This window comes from Pseudomonas sp. BRG-100 (assembly GCF_000737955.1).
Lineage (GTDB): Bacteria > Pseudomonadota > Gammaproteobacteria > Pseudomonadales > Pseudomonadaceae > Aquipseudomonas > Aquipseudomonas synxantha_A.
Map to the genome: position 1 here is coordinate 4868669 of NZ_JPRX01000001.1, position 19423 is coordinate 4888091.

General features: G+C 58.9%; 19 protein-coding genes. 17 read left to right on the forward strand and 2 right to left on the reverse strand.

The genetic code is table 11. The annotated features are described in order from the left end of the window. The 3 genes from JH25_RS29120 to JH25_RS05800 all read left to right on the forward strand — a co-directional run. Nucleotides 1-674: ATP-binding cassette domain-containing protein (locus JH25_RS29120; RefSeq protein WP_236648067.1), on the forward strand; the 674-nt coding region annotated here is incomplete at its 5' end. Nucleotides 675-694: 20 nt separating this feature from the next. Continuing rightward, on the forward strand, nt 695-1660 hold the full coding sequence (araH, locus tag JH25_RS05805; RefSeq protein WP_005790489.1) for an L-arabinose ABC transporter permease AraH: 966 nt from the start codon (nt 695-697) through the stop codon (nt 1658-1660). Nucleotides 1661-1846: 186 nt separating this feature from the next. Then, nucleotides 1847-2650 (forward strand): IclR family transcriptional regulator, encoded by an 804-nt coding sequence (locus JH25_RS05800; protein WP_032879879.1) that lies wholly within the window; start codon nt 1847-1849, stop codon nt 2648-2650. Here JH25_RS05800 and JH25_RS05795 read toward each other — a convergent pair whose 3' ends face one another. Beyond that, the gene (locus JH25_RS05795; RefSeq protein WP_032879880.1) at nt 2651-3703 is read right to left on the reverse strand and encodes an NAD(P)-dependent alcohol dehydrogenase; all 1053 of its coding nucleotides are present in this window, start codon (nt 3701-3703) and stop codon (nt 2651-2653) included. 183 nt (nt 3704-3886) lie between these two features. On the opposite strand from JH25_RS05795, the gene JH25_RS05790 reads away from it, so the two are divergent. Further along, nucleotides 3887-4780 carry an AraC family transcriptional regulator gene (locus JH25_RS05790; RefSeq protein ID WP_032879881.1) on the forward strand — a complete coding sequence of 298 codons (894 nt, stop codon included), beginning with the start codon at nt 3887-3889 and terminating at the stop codon, nt 4778-4780. Between the two features lie 166 nt (nt 4781-4946). Next, nucleotides 4947-7334, forward strand: coding sequence for an OspG family effector kinase (locus JH25_RS05785; RefSeq protein WP_032879882.1), 2388 nt, complete (start codon nt 4947-4949; stop codon nt 7332-7334). Between the two features lie 107 nt (nt 7335-7441). Here JH25_RS05785 and JH25_RS05780 read toward each other — a convergent pair whose 3' ends face one another. Continuing rightward, complete coding sequence (locus JH25_RS05780; protein WP_032879883.1) at nt 7442-9106, reverse strand: electron transfer flavoprotein-ubiquinone oxidoreductase; 1665 nt, start codon at nt 9104-9106, stop codon at nt 7442-7444. A gap of 484 nt (nt 9107-9590) precedes the next feature. Here JH25_RS05780 and JH25_RS05775 point away from each other — a divergent pair, with 484 nt between their 5' ends. The 12 genes from JH25_RS05775 (at nt 9591) to JH25_RS05720 (ending at nt 19419) form a co-directional block, all read left to right on the forward strand. Beyond that, a complete protein-coding gene (locus JH25_RS05775) occupies nt 9591-10340 on the forward strand; it encodes an electron transfer flavoprotein subunit beta/FixA family protein (protein ID WP_005790477.1) in 750 nt (249 codons plus the stop codon). 2 nt (nt 10341-10342) lie between these two features. Then, nucleotides 10343-11272 (forward strand): electron transfer flavoprotein subunit alpha/FixB family protein, encoded by a 930-nt coding sequence (locus JH25_RS05770; protein ID WP_032879884.1) that lies wholly within the window; start codon nt 10343-10345, stop codon nt 11270-11272. 72 nt (nt 11273-11344) lie between these two features. Then, a complete protein-coding gene (locus JH25_RS05765; RefSeq protein WP_032881257.1) occupies nt 11345-12160 on the forward strand; it encodes a substrate-binding periplasmic protein in 816 nt (271 codons plus the stop codon). Nucleotides 12161-12169: 9 nt separating this feature from the next. Continuing rightward, entirely contained in the window at nt 12170-12532 is a 363-nt protein-coding gene (locus JH25_RS05760; protein WP_005790472.1) for a DUF4398 domain-containing protein, read from the forward strand. After that, nucleotides 12529-13341 carry an OmpA family protein gene (locus JH25_RS05755; RefSeq protein ID WP_005790469.1) on the forward strand — a complete coding sequence of 271 codons (813 nt, stop codon included), beginning with the start codon at nt 12529-12531 and terminating at the stop codon, nt 13339-13341. Before JH25_RS05760 ends, JH25_RS05755 begins: the two co-directional genes overlap by 4 nt. Nucleotides 13342-13590: 249 nt before the next feature. Further along, a complete protein-coding gene (locus JH25_RS05750; protein WP_005790467.1) occupies nt 13591-15030 on the forward strand; it encodes an aminotransferase-like domain-containing protein in 1440 nt (479 codons plus the stop codon). A gap of 93 nt (nt 15031-15123) precedes the next feature. Further along, a complete protein-coding gene (locus tag JH25_RS05745; RefSeq protein WP_032879885.1) occupies nt 15124-15615 on the forward strand; it encodes a hypothetical protein in 492 nt (163 codons plus the stop codon). A 161-nt stretch (nt 15616-15776) separates the two neighbouring features. Next, nucleotides 15777-16031 carry a YkgJ family cysteine cluster protein gene (locus JH25_RS05740; protein ID WP_005790462.1) on the forward strand — a complete coding sequence of 85 codons (255 nt, stop codon included), beginning with the start codon at nt 15777-15779 and terminating at the stop codon, nt 16029-16031. A 41-nt stretch (nt 16032-16072) separates the two neighbouring features. Beyond that, a complete protein-coding gene (locus JH25_RS05735; protein ID WP_032879886.1) occupies nt 16073-16678 on the forward strand; it encodes an START domain-containing protein in 606 nt (201 codons plus the stop codon). A gap of 79 nt (nt 16679-16757) precedes the next feature. Next, complete coding sequence (locus JH25_RS05730) at nt 16758-17018, forward strand: hypothetical protein (RefSeq protein WP_005790458.1); 261 nt, start codon at nt 16758-16760, stop codon at nt 17016-17018. Between the two features lie 213 nt (nt 17019-17231). Beyond that, nucleotides 17232-17573, forward strand: a complete 342-nt coding sequence (locus tag JH25_RS05725) for a ribonuclease E inhibitor RraB (protein WP_005790456.1) — start codon at nt 17232-17234, stop codon at nt 17571-17573. A gap of 436 nt (nt 17574-18009) precedes the next feature. Next, nucleotides 18010-19419, forward strand: a complete 1410-nt coding sequence (locus tag JH25_RS05720) for a circularly permuted type 2 ATP-grasp protein (protein WP_005790454.1) — start codon at nt 18010-18012, stop codon at nt 19417-19419. Nucleotides 19420-19423: the final 4 nt, after the last annotated feature.

Here is a 19423-nt window from a genome sequence, read left to right on the forward strand (position 1 = left end):
CGGTGCGTAAGGGCGAGGTCCTTGGGCTGTTCGGGCTGGTGGGGGCAGGGCGCACCGAGCTGTTTCGCCTGCTCAGTGGCCTGGAACGCGCCAGCGCCGGCAGCCTGCAGCTGTGCGGGCAAACCCTGCAATTGCGCTCACCCCGCGACGCCATCGCCGCCGGTATCTTGCTGTGCCCGGAGGATCGCAAAAAGGAAGGCATCATCCCGCTGGGCAGCGTCGCTGAAAACATCAACATCAGTGCCCGGGATGCGCACTCCACCTTTGGCTGGCTGTTGCGCGACGGCTGGGAGAAAGCTAACGCCGACCGGCAGATCCAGGCGATGCGGGTCAAAACCCCGAACGCGGCGCAGAAGATCCTGTACCTCTCCGGCGGCAACCAGCAGAAAGCCATTCTTGGCCGCTGGCTGTCGATGCCGATGAAGGTCCTGCTGCTGGACGAGCCCACCCGCGGTATCGACATCGGCGCCAAGTCGGAGATTTACCAGATCATCCATAACCTGGCGGCCAGCGGCATTGCGGTGATCGTGGTGTCCAGCGACCTGATGGAGGTGATGGGTATTTCTGACCGCATCCTGGTGATGAGCGAAGGCGCCCTGAGCGGTGAACTGCCCCGCGCCCAAGCGGATGAAGCGCGCCTGTTGCAACTGGCGCTCCCGCGTTCGCGGGCTTGAAGAAATGAGAGGGGTTGGCTATGTCTGAAGTTAAAACTGCAAAGGGTTTCTGGCCGGGGTTCAATCAGCGCAAGTTTCTCGACGACTGGGTGATGCTGCTGGCAGCGTTGAGCATCTTTGTACTCAGCGCGGTATTTATCGACAACTTCCTTTCGCCACTGAACATGCGCGGCCTGGGGCTGGCGATATCCACGGTGGGCATCGCCGCGTGCACCATGCTGTTCTGCCTGGCGTCGGGGCACTTCGACTTGTCAGTGGGGTCGGTGATCGCTTGTGCCGGGGTGGTGGCGGGCATCGTGATCCGTGACACCGACAGCGTAGTACTCGGCGTGTCGGCGGCACTGGCCATGGGGCTGGTGGTGGGGCTGATCAACGGCATCGTGATTGCCAAGCTGCGCATCAATGCGTTGATTGCCACCTTGGCGACCATGCAGATCGTGCGCGGCCTGGCGTACATCTTCTCCAACGGCAAGGCAGTGGGGGTGATGAATGAAGATTTCTTCGTATTCGGCAATGGCCAACTGATGGGCGTACCGGTGCCAATCATCATCACTGTGCTGTGTTTCGTGTTCTTCGGTTGGCTGCTCAATTACACCACCTATGGGCGCAACACCATGGCCATTGGTGGTAACCAGGAAGCCGCGCTGCTGGCCGGGGTGAATGTCGATCGCACCAAGATCATCATCTTTGCCGTGCACGGTTTGATCGGCGCATTGGCCGGGGTGATTCTCGCGTCGCGCATGACCTCGGGCCAGCCGATGATCGGCCAGGGTTTCGAGCTGACAGTGATCTCTGCGTGCGTGCTGGGCGGCGTATCGCTGAGCGGCGGCATCGGCATGATTCGCCATGTGATTGCCGGGGTGCTGATCCTGGCGATCATCGAGAACGCGATGAACCTGAAGAACATCGACACGTTTTACCAGTATGTGATCCGGGGTTCGATCCTGCTGCTGGCGGTGATCATCGACCGCATGAAGCAACGCTAATGTTCGCCCTGTGAAGATTAAACTGTGGGAGCTGGCTTGCCTGCGATAGCGGGCTGTCAGCCAGCCTATCTTTAACTGACCCACCGCCATCGCAGGCAAGCCAGCTCCCACCTTGGATCTCCTGTGTTCAGGAGGGCGGTATTTGCCATAATGCCGCTCGTTTTCGTACTACCACATAGGCCCGATATGCAGGAAAACGCCCACACCCCCGTCAAAGACGCCGCCCCCACCGGTACCCAAACCCTGTTGCGTGGCCTGGGCGTGGTGCACGCGGTGGCGGCTGGTGCGCGGGATCTGAAAGAGATTGCCCGGCGTATCGGCACTACCCGTAGCACTACCCACCGCCTGGCCAGTTGCCTGGTCGAGGAGCGTTACCTGCGCGTGGTGCCGCAGGTTGGTTACCTGCTGGGGCCAAAGTTGATCGAGCTGGGCTTCCAGGCCCGCGAAGAGCTACCGTTGGTAAGCTTGGCGGTACCCTATCTGGACGAGTTGTCGGCGCTCACCGGCGACACCATCCACCTGGCGATCCGCGAATACGACGATGTGCTTTACCTGCACAAGAACCCTGGCCGCAATGGCCCGGAAATGCGCTCGCGGGTCGGCCACCGTATGCCGCTGGCGCGCACCGGTATCGGCAAGGCGTTGTTGCTGGATGATTCGCCGCAGGAGTGGCAGCGCCTGTACCACGCCAGCTTGCCGGCGACGGGCAAAAGCCTGCAATGGCCGCAGCACCCGGAGCAATCCTGGGCGCAGTTCGAACAGCGCATGGGCGAGTATGTAGCGGGCGGGTATGCGTTCGACCTGGAAGACAACGAACCGTCGATCCGCTGTGTGGCCGCACCGGTGCGCGATGCCGGCGGGCGAATTGTCGCCGGCATCAGCATCGCCAGTACCGTGCCCTACATGCCGCTGGAGAAAATGGCCGAGCTGATCCCTGTGATCAAGCAGGTCGCAGCCCGGCTGTCAGCGGAGTTGGGCGCCAAAGCCTGATCAGGCTTTGAGGCTCGCCATGTCGATAACGAAGCGGTACTTCACGTCACCGGCGATCATGCGCGTGTAAGCCTCGTTGATCTGGCGGATGTCGAGCATTTCGATGTCGCAGGTGATGTTGTGCTCGGCGCAGAAATCCAGGACTTCCTGGGTTTCGGCAATGCCGCCGATCAGCGAACCGGCCAGCACTTTACGGCCCAGCACCAGTTTCGCGGCGTTGACGGGCGGGTCTACCGGCTCGATCAGGCCGACCAGGATATGCACGCCGTCAAAGCGCAGTACATCGAGGTAGGGGTTCAGGTCGTGCTGCACCGGGATGGTATCGAGCAGGAAGTCGAAGTGCCCGGCAGCGGCCTTCATCTGCTCGGCATCGGTGGACACGATCACATGGTCGGCGCCCTGACGGCGGCCTTCCTCAGCCTTGCTCGCCGAGCGTGTGAACAGCGTCACCTCGGCGCCCATGGCCTTGGCGAACTTGATGCCCATATGGCCCAGGCCGCCCATGCCGAGAATCCCGACTTTGTCGCCGGCCTTCACGCCGTAGTGCTTGAGCGGCGAGTAGGTGGTGATGCCTGCGCACAGGATCGGCGCAGCGCTGGCCAGGTCGAGCTTGGCTGGGATCTTCACCACGAAGTGTTCGCTGACTACGATGCTGTCGGAGTAGCCGCCCATGGTGTTGCTGCCATCCACGCGGTCCGGGGTGGCGTAGGTCATGGTCGGGCCTTCGAGGCAGTATTGCTCAAGGTCTGACTGGCAGGCTTCGCAGTGGCGGCACGAATCCACCATGCAGCCTACGCCAACCAGATCACCGACTTTATGCGCGGTGACGTTGGCGCCGACGGCGGTGACCTTACCGACAATTTCATGGCCCGGCATCAGCGGGTACACGGCAATGCCCCACTCGTTGCGAGCCTGGTGGATATCGGAGTGGCACACGCCGCAGTAGAGGATCTCGATGGCCACGTCATCGACACGCGGGCTGCGGCGTTCAAACGACATAGGGGCGAGGGGAGTGGTGGCCGACTGGGCGGCATAACCGATGGCGGTGTACATGAAGAAACCTCGCAAAAAAGCAATGACAAGTGAGGCGAGCCATTCTGCGTACCGAGCGCACCGGCGGCCATGGCGATTGCTCCGAGTCTCATGCCTATTCGTCCGACACTGCCTCAAGTTTGGATGTATTGGTCGCCAGACCTGCGATGATGCTCTCATCCCTAATTCGCGAAGTTTTTTGCCATGTTGCTGACCCGCCATCTCGATGCCAATGCCACCCTGGTCGCCTTGATTGAGGGCCTTGCATCCCGCGACGGTTTTTCCCCGACTCACCTGCCCGGTGTAAAGGTATTGCGCGCCAGTTGCGATGTGGCGCGGGGGCCACAGATCTACGAGCCGAGCCTGATGTTCGTGGCCCAAGGCAGCAAAGTCGCGTACTTGGGCCCGCGTACCCTGGAGTATGGCGCCGGGCACTATCTGATCCAGGCGATGCCGGTGCCGTTCGAGTGCGAGACTTTTGCCATGGCGCCCGATGCGCCGCTGTATGGCGTGACGGTGGGCATCGACCGGGTGGTGTTGGGCGAGTTGGTGATTGCGATGGGTATGCAGGCCGGGCCGCCGCCTACGGCGCAGACGTTGGAGTCGATGAGTTCGGTGGTGCTCGATGACGCCATGCGTGGATGCGTCGAACGGCTGTTGCAGTGCCTGCACGATCCGCTGGAAAGCCGGATCATGGGCCCGGCGCGGGTGCGCGAATTGTTGTTCACCGCCTTGCGCGGGCCGCAGGCGGATGTGCTGCGTGCATTGGTGGAACAACAGGGGCAGTTTTCGCGCATCGCCACCTCATTGAATCACCTGCATGCCCATTATGCCGAACCGCTGAATATCGAGACGCTGGCCGGGTATGCGCACATGAGTGCGTCGACCTTTCATGAACATTTCAAGCGTTGCACCTTGTTGTCGCCGGTGCAGTACCTCAAGCGCCTGCGACTATTGAAGGCCCAACAGTTGCTGCTGGTGGAGGGCATGAGCGTGGCGCAGGCGGCGCACAGCGTGGGATACCAGAGTACGTCGCAGTTCAGTCGCGAATATAAGCGTTACTTTTTGCGTAACCCTGGTGAAGAGCGAGCCGCCTGAGTCTGCCGGGTACGCCTGCCAGATAAGCCTTGCTTGCATGAAGATCGAATAGGGGGGCAATACCTGATAACTGTTTAAGCGCGGTGGCAACGGAACTGCTCTGGCTCGTAATGCACTCACGATTGCACCAGGCGAATTAGCGTCTGGGACCAAGGAGGTAGTGCGCGTGAAAGTTCAGCCCCTCACTCATACGATGCTTATCAGCACTCAGCAATCCGTTTCTGCGCTGCCTGCAAACCCTGTAACCGCAGGTGAGGTTAACGGTTCGGCAGGCATGAAAGTGAGTGTTGTCAACAACACGACAGTCGCCCCTGACCCGAGTCACGAACTTGATTTTTCCAAGGGTGTAATTTACGGCTCGCTCGATGTAACACCGCCTACCGCAAGGTATACGTTTGGCGAGCGTGAACGGCGAATCAATGCCTATGCTAGTCGCGTTGTTGCGCAGATACGGACTATGGAAACTGGCGACGAAGGCCAACGCAATATCAGATTCCAGCACCTGCGTCCGTTCTTGGAGCCTGCAGGTTATTTCAGCGGTGGATTGCTGGCGGCGGGGTACGACCCACATCAAAAAATCACGGTGACGTTTCAGTCTTACGTCAAGGAACTCAATGGTGCCTCGCATCTGACTAATCAGGATGAACGCACCTACTTGGCATGGCAAATTGCAGCCGGTGCGTTGAAGCACGATAAAGTGGCGCCGGGGGGCCAGTTGAACGCCCAAGGCATGCATATCAATGCGCAGGCCAAGGAAGTGATCAACGACCTTGAGGCCCTGGGCAGCGTACTTCAACGTCATTGGGGGCAAGAAATAGCCAAGCCGATGCGCGACCCTGAGGGCAAGCTAGCAGAGCGCTCGGGGAAAGCGGACGCCTATGTGCTCAAGGGGACGTTGCAAGGTCTGCATGACGACAAGGCTACGTTCAGTCAGCTTACGCCGGCGGGCCAGAAAGCCATCATTCGTACACTTGAGGACAATGGAAACGTCGTTGTTCCAAATATATACGGTTACTCTCTGGCAGGTTATGCCTTTGTTCCTTATGTCCATTATCACGGTGATTATGACCATCGACCTGATAAAGGCTTAATGGTCGATCTGAGACGCGGCACTGTCAGTGAACTGCACGGGGATGATGACTTTGCCAAATGGGCTGAAAGAAATCGTGCTCATGTGCAGAACAGTTTCAACGCCCGTGACCGGCAAGGCGGCAAAGACGCGCATTGGCCAAGGGCAGACTACGTGCTGGGGGCGCTTATTCACGGTAATAGCGCCACCTTCCCAGGCAGAAAAAATCTGCTTGCGGATAGGGCCGTACCCGTTCGGGAGACATTCAATTACACCCAATCGAGAGACAGCGATTATTACCTGAAGTTTGGCGATCTGAAGAGCGGCATTGCCTCTCACTTTCAGGCTGTTAACGCAAAAGACGCAAGGTGGGCCGACCAGACTGAGGTCTTTGGTGCGTCGCAGCAGAACTGGAAAGCCGCGAAAGAATTTTGGGGCAATACCTTCGGTTACCTGCCCATCATCGGTAACACCGGCAACATTGTCTTCGGGGTTCATGACGCCGTTGATGGCATGACGCAAAATGATCGAGTAGCCGGCGGTGCCGCAGCGGTGATCTCAGGTCTGCAACTGGCCCATGAAATTGCCATGGCGAAGGCAAATGTAGAGTTGGGAGAACCCTCGTTAACCAATAGCACTGCCGCCCAACACTACCGCTGGGAACTTGACTCACAGACAAACGACCTGCAATTGATGAGAGCGCCCAATGCTGGCGCTTCTTTTCCAGGTATGCGGGAAATCGAGTTAGGTGGCAGACCCTATTACGTCGCCAATGCCCCTGATGCCGGGGACGGCACGCATTACATTTTGCGTGTAGTCGATCCACATGACCCCGACCAGTTGGCCAGTAGCGCCATTGTTGCCAAGCCCGATGCTCAGGGTGTTTGGCGTCGAAGAGGAGTCACGGGCGGTGGGCTGGATGAACTTGAGGGACGATTGAAAGACCCCGTCGGGTTTGGCTCCCGTGCGATGGTGTATGCCGACCCGGACGATGCTGACTATGTGATCAAAGTAACGTTCCCTTTACCGGCTGCCAAGCGCATTGCCGATATGAAAAATGAGGTGGCGTTATTTAACCGATATTATGGAGAACAGCGTGCGACGTTCCTTGGCAGCAATGCTGCTGACACCGTTTCCTATATGCGTATGCCCAAAGTGCCGGGAGAATCGCTTGAGCAACTGATGGTCGGGGATAAAGCCTTGCCAGAGGGCTTATCAGCCAGCGTGTTGAATATGCTGGTCGAATTGGAAAACGCCGGCATTGCTCACAATGATTTGGCCGCAAGGAATATTCTTTACGACGCCAATACTCGCAAGTGTTATCCGGTGGATTTTGGTTCGGCGAAGACGGCAGGGGTTAACCTGGCACAGTCCGATGACCGCTACAGTATTTGGGAGCTCAGGGAGCAGATTCAACCGGATAACCAATCTTTTGAAGAAATGGTCGAATTGTTGGAGTCGTTGAAAACCAATGCCGTCAGTTGAGCCGATCAGCGATTTCAACACCGCTGACAGCGCGTCCACCGGCTGAATCGAAGAAGCCATTGATTCAGCCGGTGCAGCCTGATCGTAGAACCACTATTCGAGCGGCCTTACATATTCGGGTAAGTCGGCCCGCCCGCACCTTCCGGCGTTACCCAGGTAATGTTCTGCGAAGGGTCCTTGATGTCACAGGTCTTGCAGTGCACGCAGTTCTGGGCGTTGATCTGGAAGCGCTTCTCGCCGTCCTCCTTGGTCACCACCTCATACACGCCGGCCGGGCAGTAGCGCTGCGCCGGTTCATCGTAGAGCGGCAGGTTGGTGCCGATCGGGATGCTCGGGTCTTTGAGCTTCAGGTGGCACGGCTGTTCTTCTTCATGGTTGGTACCGGAGATGAACACCGAGCTCAGTTTGTCGAAGCTCAGCTTGCCGTCGGGTTTGGGGTAGGCGATCTTCTGGCTGTCTTTGGCCAGCTTCAGGCAGGCGTAGTCCGGCTTGGTGTCGTGCAGGGTGAAAGGAATCTTGCCGCCGAAAATGTTCTGGTCGAGCCAGTTGAAACCGCCGCCGATGATCGCGCCGAACTTGTGCACGGCCGGGCCGAAATTGCGGCTGGCGAACAGTTCTTCGTACAGCCAGCTGGCTTTGAAGCTGTCGACATACGCGGTCAGTTCATCACCCCCTTCGGATTCGGCAAACAGGCGGTCGGCCACGGCGTCGGCGGCGAGCATGCCGGACTTCATGGCGGTGTGGCTGCCCTTGATCTTGGCGAAGTTCAGGGTGCCGAGGTCGCAACCGATCAGTGCGCCGCCCTTGAAGACCATCTTTGGCAACGAGTTCAACCCGCCTTTGCAGATCGCGCGGGCGCCGTAGCTGACCCGCTTGCCGCCTTCCAGGTATTGGGCCAGCACCGGGTGGTGCTTGAGGCGCTGGAATTCATCGAAGGGCGACAGGAAGGTATTGCTGTAGGACAGGTCGACGATCAGACCGACCACGACTTGATTGTTTTCCAGGTGATAGAGGAACGAGCCACCGGTGTTCTCGTTACCCATGATGTCCAGCGGCCAACCGGCGGTGTGCACCACCAGGCCTGGCTGGTGCTTGGCTGGATCGATTTCCCAGATTTCCTTGAGGCCGATGCCGTAGTGCTGGGCGTCGGCGTCGCTGTCCAGGTTGAAGCGCTGGATCAGTTGCTTGCCGATGTGTCCACGGCAACCCTCGGCGAACAGAGTGTATTTGCCACGCAGCTCCATACCTGGGGTGTACAGGCCGTCTTTGGGCTTGCCTTCGCGGTCGACGCCGAGGTCGCCAGTGATGATCCCGCGCACCACGCCGTTTTCATCGAACAGGGCTTCCTGGGCGGCGAAGCCTGGGTAGATTTCCACGCCCAGGTTTTCGGCCTGCTGGGCCAGCCAGCGGCACAGGTTGCCCAGGGAAATGATGTAGTTGCCTTCGTTGTGCATGGTCTTGGGCACAAAGAAGTCGGGAACCTTGGTGGAAGTATCGCCGCTGCGCAGTACATAGATGTCATCGCGCACCACCGGGGTGTTGAGCGGGGCGCCGAGCGCTTTCCAGTCCGGGAACAGTTCGTTCAGGGCGCGGGGTTCAAACACGGCACCGGAGAGGATGTGGGCGCCGACTTCGGAGCCTTTCTCGACCACGCAGACGCTGATTTCCTTACCGGCTTCGGCGGCCTTCTGCTTCAGTCGGCAGGCGGCAGACAGGCCAGCCGGGCCGGCGCCGACGATGACCACGTCGAATTCCATGTATTCGCGTTCCACAGGCTATCTCCTACTCAAGGCTCAACAGGCTTTTTTTTCTAATGGGTGGAGGTTCGGTAGCGTCATGCACAACGGCACGACCCACCTGTCTCTCTAGGTGGCGCATTATATATAGACCACTGGCAGCGTCCAATACAAACGTTTGTTTGAATTGCCCGCAGCCTAGGTAAATCAAAGCAACGGGGCTTATGACTGACCATTTTGCCGTATTGACCAGAATAGGCGTTCCGGTCAAGATACGGTCGGTTTCGCGCTTCCCGTAGGCAGACTGCAGGTTTCAAGAGCACGTCCAAAGGTAAGCTGGTGTGCAGTTTACACGCCGCGATAAAGAATGACCTCTCAGTCACCGCTGACGAACGGTCATCATTTTCCCGTGTGCAAGGCCACTGCCGAGGTCTTTGGAGGTGCCCTTGTGTGCCGATGAGCATCAACCGCCAGGTTCGCCTAGGCGACTTTCTTTTCACCGGAGAGTAACGAGGAATCCATGAAGGTTCTTGTAGCTGTCAAACGCGTTGTCGATTACAACGTGAAAGTTCGCGTCAAGGCGGACAATTCCGGCGTCGACCTTGCTAACGTCAAGATGTCGATGAACCCTTTCTGCGAAATCGCTGTGGAAGAAGCCGTACGCCTGAAAGAGAAAGGCGTTGCGACTGAAATCGTCGTGGTGTCCATCGGTCCGACCACTGCCCAAGAGCAGCTGCGTACCGCTCTGGCCCTGGGCGCCGACCGCGCCATTCTGGTGGAGTCCGCTGAAGAACTGACTTCCCTGGCCGTTGCCAAACTGCTCAAGGCCGTTGTCGACAAGGAACAGCCTCAGTTGGTGATCCTGGGCAAACAAGCCATCGACAGCGACAACAACCAGACTGGCCAGATGCTGGCTGCACTGACCGGTTACGGCCAGGGTACCTTTGCTTCGAAAGTCGAAGTGAGTGGCGACAGTGTTGCGGTCACCCGTGAAATCGACGGCGGCGCCCAGACGGTTTCCCTGAAACTGCCGGCCATCGTCACCACCGACCTGCGTTTGAACGAGCCGCGCTATGCGTCCCTGCCAAACATCATGAAAGCCAAGAAGAAGCCGCTTGAATCGGTGACTCCGGATGCTTTGGGCGTTTCCACCGCCTCCACCAACAAGACCATCAAAGTTGAAGCGCCGGCTGCACGCAGCGCGGGCATCAAGGTCAAGTCGGTGGCTGAACTGGTCGAGAAACTGAAAAACGAAGCGAAGGTGATCTGATCATGGCTATCCTCGTAATCGCTGAACACGACAACAAGGTGCTGGCCCCGGCCACCCTGAACACCGTGGCTGCCGCCGCTAAAATCGGTGGTGACATCCACGTACTGGTTGCAGGCCAAGGCGCTGGCGCCGTGGCTGAAGCGGCTGCAAAAATTGCAGGCGTGAGCAAAGTCCTGAACGCTGACAATGCCGCTTACGCGCATCAGTTGCCGGAAAACGTGGCTCCTCTGGTTGCAGAGCTGGGCAAAAGCTACAGCCACATCCTGGCTGCCGCTACTTCCAACGGCAAAAACATCCTGCCACGCGTTGCCGCGCAGCTGGACGTTGACCAGATCTCCGAGATCATCTCGGTAGAAAGCGCTGACACCTTCAAGCGCCCGATCTACGCCGGTAACGCCATCGCTACCGTGCAGTCCAACGCCTCGGTCAAGGTCATCACCGTACGCGCCACCGGTTTCGACCCGGTTGCCGCCGAAGGTGGTTCGGCCGCCGTTGAAGCCGTCTCCGCTGCCCACGACGCGGGTACTTCCAGCTTTGTTGGCGAAGAGCTGGCCAAGTCGGACCGTCCTGAACTGACCGCCGCCAAGATCGTCGTTTCCGGCGGGCGTGGCATGCAGAATGGTGACAACTTCAAACACCTGTACGCCCTGGCCGACAAGCTGGGCGCTGCGGTCGGCGCTTCCCGCGCAGCCGTGGACGCAGGCTTTGTACCCAACGACATGCAGGTCGGCCAGACCGGCAAGATCGTTGCGCCACAGCTGTACATTGCCGTCGGTATTTCCGGTGCGATCCAGCACTTGGCCGGTATGAAAGACTCCAAGGTGATCGTTGCGATCAACAAGGACGAAGAAGCACCGATCTTCCAGGTGGCCGATTACGGCCTGGTGGCGGACTTGTTCGAAGCCGTACCTGAGCTTTCGAAGCTGGTCTAATCCAGCTGCTTCACTTATAAAGAGCCCGGTCTTATGACCGGGTTTTTTTTTACTTATCAGGAGAACCTTGCCATGGAGTTGCGCCCCTGGACTTTACTGCTGGGCCTCACGCTGCTGCCGAGCCTGTCATTCGCCGCCGGCAAATGCGAACGCCTGGTGATCACCGGCAGCCCGGACGCACCGCCCTTGCTGTGGCGCGACCCCCAGGACCCCACGCACCTGATCGGCGCTACCGCCGACGTGTTGCAACAAGTGGGCAAGGACCTTGGGTTGAAAATCGACCTGCTCTACGGCGGCAAACGCTCCCTGGCCTTGGATGAGGCGCGCAGCGGGCGCATGGATATTCTCGCTGATGCTCCACTGAATCTCGGTGAGCTGGACAACTTCGACTACATCCATCCGGCGTTGATGCAGACCGACTACCTGGTCTGGACGCGCAGGGAGTCGCCGCTGGCCTATACCACGGCGGCTGACCTGCACGGCCACAAGGGCGCGGTATCGGAGCGCGCCCGTTTGAGCACTGAATTCGAAACCTTCGCCGGCCAACAGCTCAGCCTGCAACGCCTGCCGAATCTCACGCCGGCGTTCCAGAAACTGTTACTGGGGGAGGTGGACTACGTGCTGGCGGGACGCTATTCCGGCATGGCCATGGCCCAGACCTTGGGCATGAGTAACGACTTGGTCGCCCATGAGGTGCCTGTCGATCAGCCCGGGTTGTACCTGGCGATTTCCCATAACTCGGCGTGCAATGATCCTTGGCTGCGCGGACAGCTGACCAAAAAGATGACAGAATTGCCCGCGTCCGGTGTCGCGCAAGCCGCGCTGCAGCGCAATCTGGAGCGCTGGAAAGCGCAATTGCAACAACCCGTCGGCACCCCAACAAAGTAGGGATTTACAGTGATTTTTCGACCTCTTTTCGCGGCCCTCGCCGTTGTCGCTCTGGCGGGATGTGCAACCGATCCTGCGCCGAATGAACAAATGCGCCTGACCCAGCAAGCCCTGGAGCAAGCCAACGCGGTCGGGGTCAACGCCGATGAATCGCCCGAACTGAAACTGGCCGAAGAAAAATTCGCCAGGGCCAAGTCCAACATGGCCGACCAATCCTACAAGCGCGCGCGTATGCGGGCCGAGCAGGCCGAGCTGGATGCGCGCCTGGCCGAGGCAAAAGTGCTGACCGCCAAGAGCCAGGAACAATTGAACGTGCTTAATACCCGTATCACTCGCCTGCGCAAGCAACTGCAATTGGGAGACGCGCAATGAGCCCGATGATCCGTGGTTTGAGCTGTGCGTTGCTCTTGGGCAGCGCGGCACTGGGCGGATGCGCCAGCCAGCCCAGCAGCGAGCAGGCATTGCAACAGGCGGGCGATGACTTCCAGAAGGTCAAGGAAGACTCCAATGTGCTGCGCTTTGCGCCCAAGGATGTGATCCGCGCCGGCGAGTCCCTGGCCCGTGCCGATCGCCTGTCCAGCTACTGGGGCAGCGGCTCCGACGTGGTGCATTACGCCTACCTGAGCCAGCGCTACAGTGCCATCGCCCGCGAACACACCGAGCAGGGCCTCAATGCCGAGCGCGGCACCCAGCTCGAGTTGGAGCGTCAGCGCCTGCAACTGGCCCTGCGCGAAAACAAGCTGGCCAGTGTGCAGCAGCAGGGCAAGTGGGTTGAAGCGCAGATCGCCAGCCTCACCACCCAGACCGACCGAGGCCTGGTGATGACCCTGGGGGATGTGTTGTTCGATACCGGCGAAGCCGAACTGCAAAACTCGGCCAGCCGCACCGTGCTCAAGATCGTGCAGTTTCTGCAACTGAACCCCAAGCGTCGGGTGCGTATCGAGGGCTACACCGACAACACCGGGGGCGAGCAGGAGAACCTCAAACTGTCTCGTGACCGCGCCCAATCGGTGGCAGACCTGTTGATGGACCTGGGTGTCGACGACAAGCGTATCGAAGTCCAGGGTTACGGTGATCAATACCCGGTGGAAGCCAATGCCTCCGAGCGTGGCCGCGCGCAGAACCGCCGGGTGGAAATCGTGTTCTCTGACGAGAAGGGCCAACTGGGTGCCGCTCGCTAAAGTCTGACGCAATTGCATGTGGGAGGGGGCTTGCTCCCGATAGCGGTAGTTCAGTTGCAACATCTTCGACTGATACACCGTCATCGGGAGCAAGCCCCCTCCCACATTTTGTCACGCGTACTCCCTCACAGTTTTTGCTGTCACTACGGTTCGCGCTCGATTATTGTGTTAACTGTCCCCGTACACTTCTAAACTGTGCTGGTATGTTTCACACAAAAATAAAATAGCCGTGAAATCGAGTGCTGCGTCATGACCAATCTGTTGCTTTACCAACGTATTGCCCAGCAACTGGCTGAGGATATCCGGCGCGGTGTCTACCAACCGGGAGAGCGCGTGCCCTCTGTGCGCAAGATGAGCTCCCAGCTCAATGTGAGCCATGCCACGGTGTTGCAGGCCTACGCCAACCTGGAAGACCAGGGGTTGATTCGGGCGCGGCCGCAATCGGGTTATTACGTGCACCAGACCCCGGCACTCACGGCGCCGACGCCAGACATCGCCCGGGTCGAGCGCCCGGGGCTGGTCACCCGCAGCAGCATCATCCAGCAGGTGTTGGTCGAGTCACGCCGTGAAGGCGTATTCCCCCTGGGCGCTGCGGTGCCGAGTGTGGACTACCTGCCGGTACGGGCGCTGCACCAGCAGTTGGCCAAGGTCACGCGGTTCCAGAGCCCACGGGCCTTCAGCTACATGTTCAGCCCCGGCTTTGAACCGTTGCGTCGCCAGGTGGCGATCCGAATGCGCGATGCCGGCGTAGTCGTGGATCCGTCCGAAGTGGTGATCACCCACGGCTGCGTCGATGCGTTGCAGATGTCCTTGCGCGTGCTGACCCGGCCCGGCGACTTGATCGCCGCCGAATCACCGACTTACTACGGCTTGCTGCAACTGGCCGATTTGCTCGGCCTCAAAGTCATCGAGATCCCCAGCGACCCCGCCACAGGCATGAGCCTGGAAGCCCTGCAATTGGCGGCCAACCAATGGTCGATCAAAGCGTTGGTGCTGACCACGCGCCTGAGCAACCCCTTGGGCGGCACCATGCCGGAGGAGCGGCAGAAGCAATTGCTGCGCCTGGCGTCGGATTTCGATATCCAGATCGTCGAGGACGATATCTATGGCGAGCTGATGTTCGAACTGGGCCGCACCAAGGCCCTGAAAGCCTATGACCGTCTTGACCGGGTCATCTATTGTTCGAGTTTTTCCAAGACCTTGTCCCCGGGCGTACGCATCGGCTGGATGATCGCCGGCAAGTACCAGCAGGAGATTCAGCGCCTGCAAATGTTCAGCACTCACTCCGCCTGCAGCGTCACGCAGATGGGCGTGGCGGCGTACCTGGAAAACGGCGGCTACGACCGTCACCTGCGTTACATTCGCCAGGAATACCGCAAGAACCTCAGCGCCTTCCAGCTGGCGGTGCAGCAATATTTCCCCGAAGGCACCCAGATGACCCGTCCGACCGGCGGCTTTATCCTGTGGGTCAGTTTGCCGGGGCGGGTCAATACCCAGGAGCTGCACGTGCGTGCCCTGCAACAGGGCATCAGCATTGCACCAGGGCTGATCTTCAGTAATACCGAACAGTTCAACCACTGTATCCGTCTCAATTGTGGCACCCCGTGGAACCGCGAGGCAGAGCGTGCATTGATGACCCTGGGCATGCTTGCCAGCCAGCTGTGCCAGGAAACTGCAGCAGGCTTTTGAGGGGGGCAGAGGGGACAACATTGATCTGCGCCCTTGTCATGCCACGCACAACAAGCGAGCATATGGCCTTCTGCCGTTAATGCTGTTGGCGATATGACGTCTATTTTCCGTGTAACTTTGGTGATTGGCCTGTTAAGCCTGTGCAACGTCTGCACTGTGCTGGCTGCAACGCCGGTGGCTGACGTTAAGCCCGCCGCAAGTGCCGAGCAGAAAACGTCGGCCAAGCAGCCAACGCCCTCAAAAAAAGCCCCAGCCACCGTGAAAAAAGCGGTGAAGACCAAAAAGCGCGCACCTGTGGCGAGCAAGTCCAAGTCGGCCCATGAAGTGGCCCAGACCAAACTGCCACCGGCACAGTTGGACCTGTCCCTGCCTTCGGACATGGTCAGGCACTTGCAGCCGATCGGCACCATGCCCAAACCCAAGAGCGTGCCCTTGCTGCCGCCGATGTTTGGCGAAAAGCCCACCGATAACAGCGCGTTCCAGATCAACGGCCGCTTGCTCAGCAATGAGATGAAGCTGCAACTGCGTAACGATGAGCGTCGCGATGTAGAAGGCGCCGCGCTGGATTTCGAATTCAAGCAATAAACTGTTCAGTCACAGGTGACCCGGGTTGCCGACCATCTGTCGCAGACTAGTCGGTCATCTTTGTTTTGTGCGAAAAACCCCTGTTGGACCATTTTAAAACGGCTGTTTAAGGGCGTACTCTAGCCCGGCCATCCTATTGAGTCGTCGAGGACCTGCTGGTCATGAAATGCCGTGAAGGCTGTGGCGCATGCTGCATCGCCCCCTCCATCAGTTCACCGCTGCCGGGAATGCCCCAGGGCAAACCTGCAGGCGTGCGTTGCCTGCACCTGTCGGTGGAACAACTGTGCCAGCTGTTCGGTCAACCGGAACGTCCGGCGGTGTGCAGTGATTTCAAGGCGGATATCGAGGTCTGCGGTAACGACCAGGCCGATGCGATTCGCTTGATCGGCTGGTGGGAGCAAATGACGGCGGCTTGATGGGCTTTACTATCGGAACTTCAACAACAAGGAATACAACGATGGGTTCGCTGAAACGAATGGCTGTGGTGTGCGGTTTTACGATGATGTTCGCGGCCACTGCCCAGGCTGAGGATTGGCAAGTTGCCAAGGACGAAGACGGCATCAAGATTTCGCTGAGCGAAATGGCCGGCTCCAAGTACAAAGCCTATCGCGGTGTGACGGTAATCAAGGCGCCTGTCGCCAAAATCCAGGCTTTGCAGGAAGACGTCGCGGGGGCCTGCGCGTGGATCCATGAATGCAAATCCCAGAAACTCGTCGATAAGAAAGGCGACGAGGCATGGACCTACACCCAGTTCAAGGCGCCGTTCCCTGTGACGGATCGTGATTCGTATATCCACGTCACCACCACCAAAGCCGCTGACGGTAGCGTTACGCGCAAGCTGGTAGGCGTGCCGACTTACAAGCCTGAAGAAAAAGGCTACGTGCGAGTGGCCCAGGTTGATGGCTTCTGGAAACTGGTGCCCAAAGGTGCCAATGAAACTGAAGTGACCTACCAGGTACACACCGAGCCAGGCGGCAGCGTACCGTCGTGGTTGGCCAACAAGTTCGTGGTGGACGCGCCGTTCAACACCTTGAAAGCCCTGAAGGAACACGCTGAAAAATAAGCGCTGTTGATCAGGTGCCTCCGGGCTTGAGTGGAACGTTTGGCGAGCCCTCAAGGTCCAGATAAATGTAAGCCCACCAATGGGTTTTATCGAGGAGGCACCGATGCCGAAGTGGAATGTTTCTTTCATCAATGACCGCGGCGAGCCGGTAGTCGAGCAATTCGAGTGCGAGCATGAGCCGACGCTGGAAGAAGCCGCACAGATGGTGCGCGTGCGTGTGTCGCCGGTGTTGGAAAAGCTGGACCTTAACGATCTTGCCGATCGTGTTCCCGATCCCACGGTCAAGAGCCTGCATGATCAAAACGGTATCAAAAACCTCAAGGTCGAACCCGCGGCCTGAATATTTCCGTTAGACCCATCCAAGCACCTCTGGTGGAGGTGATAGCTTCGCGCTACTCTGCAATCGAGATCAGCGAATGAATCGCTAAGGTCTGGTCTTGTCAGCTACATGCTTGTTTTCCAGCGGTGTTGTTCCTGCCGTAGTACTCGCGCCAGCAGGGCGCGAGCTTCGGGAAGCACGGAAAGTCTATCCATCATTTGAGGAGCACTTTTCATGAGCACAGCCTATCAAGAAGACATCAGCACCAACGTTCTGCGCCGCATGAAAGAAGGCGGTTTTGATTTTTCGCGTTTTCACCCCATCGAGTTCTACGCCATTTTCCCGGATGAGGAACGGGCGCGCAGGGCTGCGGGTCGATTTCGTGGAGAGTCCCTGAATGCCCAGGTCAGTGCGCGCGATGACGGCGCCTGGTACCTGGAGCTGAGCAAGGTCATGTTCGCCACCTACGACGGTATAGGAGACTTTGAGCAAGACTTTGAAGCGGTGGTCGAACCGCTCGGCGGCATCATCGAAGGATGGGGCGTCAAGCAGGAGGTGCGTGGGTTACCCATGTAGCAAGTGTTATGAGCAGCGCAGCGTATCGGCTGACCTTTGGGTCGGCCGTTTTTGTTTGCAGGGCTGCACATCGCAGTCTTGCGCGCAAAAAAAACCACCCGGATAGGGTGGCGGAAAGGGAACCTTGAGGAGTAAATCAGTACAACAGGTAACACATTACCGATTGCGCAAAAGCGTTGGCTGTAGGACATCTCCTGATCAGCTGATGGAAGCGATTATGTGCGGTGTCCGCCGAGCCGTGAAATCAACTCTGACTATGCTGTTGATAGTCAAAGCGCGCGTTGCAATGAAGCACCCCACATCACAGCGGGCGTTCTGCGCACCAGGACGGTGCGGCGAAGCCGCTTGGTTTATTCAACTCATTGATAACCAAGTGTTTATGTCGATGGCACGGGCCTTGCGAAGGTTCTTGCGTCCCAGTGACAAGGAGTACGGCATGATCCGCACTTATTACGATGAAATGTACGATGGGGCAGGGCAGGTGCGCGCCCATTACCGCGAGTTCGCCCGATGGCTCGCCGATACCCCTGCCGAACTGCTGGCCCAGCGTCGGCGCGAAGCCGATTTGCTGTTCCACCGCGCCGGCATCACCTTCACCCTCTACGGAGACGAGCAGGGCACCGAACGCCTGATCCCCTTCGACACCATCCCGCGCAGTATTCCCGCCAGTGAATGGCGGATCGTCGAACGTGGATGTATCCAGCGGGTCAAGGCGTTGAACATGTTCCTCGCCGACCTGTATCACGAACAGCGCATCATCAAGGCCGGTATCGTGCCCGCCGAACAGGTGCTGGCCAACGAGCAATACCAGTTGGCAATGCAGGGGCTGGATCTGCACCGCGATCTGTATTCCCACATCTCTGGGGTAGACCTCGTACGTGATGGCGATGGCACCTACTACGTGCTGGAAGACAACCTGCGCACGCCCAGCGGTGTCAGCTACATGCTCGAAGACCGCAAGATGATGATGCGTCTGTTCCCCGAGTTGTTCGCCGCCCAGCGCATCGCGCCCATCGACCATTACCCCAACCTGCTGCTCGATACCCTCAAAAGCGCCAGTCCTCTGGATAACCCCAGCGTGGTGGTGCTGACCCCGGGGCGCTTCAACAGTGCGTTCTTTGAGCATGCCTTCCTGGCCCGGGAAATGGGTGTGGAACTGGTGGAGGGCGCGGATTTGTTTGTGCGTGATGATCGCGTGTTCATGCGCACCACCGACGGCCCCAAGGCTGTCGATGTGATCTACCGCCGCCTCGATGATGCTTTCCTCGACCCCTTGGCATTCAACCCCGACTCGATGCTCGGTGTCCCTGGCCTGCTTGCGGCCTATCGCTGTGGCAATGTGGTGCTGGCCAATGCCATCGGCACCGGGGTCGCGGACGATAAATCGGTGTATCCGTTCGTGACAGAAATGATCCGTTTCTATCTGGATGAAGAACCGATCCTGCAGAACGTTCCGACTTTTCAATGCCGCAAGCCTGACGAACTGTCCCACGTACTGGCTAATCTGCCCGACCTGGTGGTCAAGGAAACCCAGGGCTCCGGTGGCTACGGCATGTTGGTTGGCCCGGCGTCCACGACGGCCGAAATCGAAGCGTTTCGTGCGCGTATCAAGGCCAAGCCCCACGCCTATATCGCACAGCCGACCCTGTGCTTATCCACCTGCCCGACCTTCGTCGAAAACGGTATCGCGCCCCGGCATATCGACCTGCGCCCGTTCGTGTTGTCCGGCAAGGAAACCCGGGTGGTGCCTGGCGGCCTGACCCGCGTGGCGCTGCGCGAAGGTTCGCTGGTGGTCAACTCGTCCCAGGGCGGCGGCACCAAAGATACCTGGGTGGTCGAGGACTGATGCC